General features: G+C 82.4%; 1 pseudogene. It reads right to left on the reverse strand.

Annotation, left to right across the window (positions count from 1 at the left end):
- A pseudogene (locus KIH27_RS22240) lies at positions 1-444 on the reverse strand (hypothetical protein); the annotation flags it as partial.

Here is a 444-nt window from a genome sequence, read left to right on the forward strand (position 1 = left end):
ACCGCCGTTGCCGCCGGCCCCGCCGGTCCCGCCGGCGCCGCCGTTGCCGCCGTCGGTGCCGACCGCCGTGCCGCTGGCCCCGCCGTCGCCGCCCTTGCCGCCGATCCCGCCGTTGCCGCCGGCTCCGGGCAGCACGCTGCTGCCGGCGACCTGGTCGGCACCCGCACCGCCCGCGCCGGCCGCCCCGCCGCTGCCGCCGTTGCCGCCGTTACCACTGCCGACGGACGCACCGCCGTTGCCGCCGTCGCCCCCGTTGCCACCGCCACCGGCATTGCCGGTCGGGTTGCCGGTGCTGCCGGCCACACCGTTCTGCCCGGCGGTGCCGGCCCCGCCGCTGCCGCCGTTGCCGCCGTTGCCGTGCAGGCTGCCGGTGCCCCCGGCGCCGCCGTCGCCGCCGCTGGTGCCCGGGGCGGCGCCCGCTGCGACCGCGTCGTAGCCGTCGCC

Source organism: Mycolicibacter acidiphilus, assembly GCF_018455725.1.
Taxonomy (GTDB): Bacteria; Actinomycetota; Actinomycetes; order Mycobacteriales; family Mycobacteriaceae; genus Mycobacterium; species Mycobacterium acidiphilum.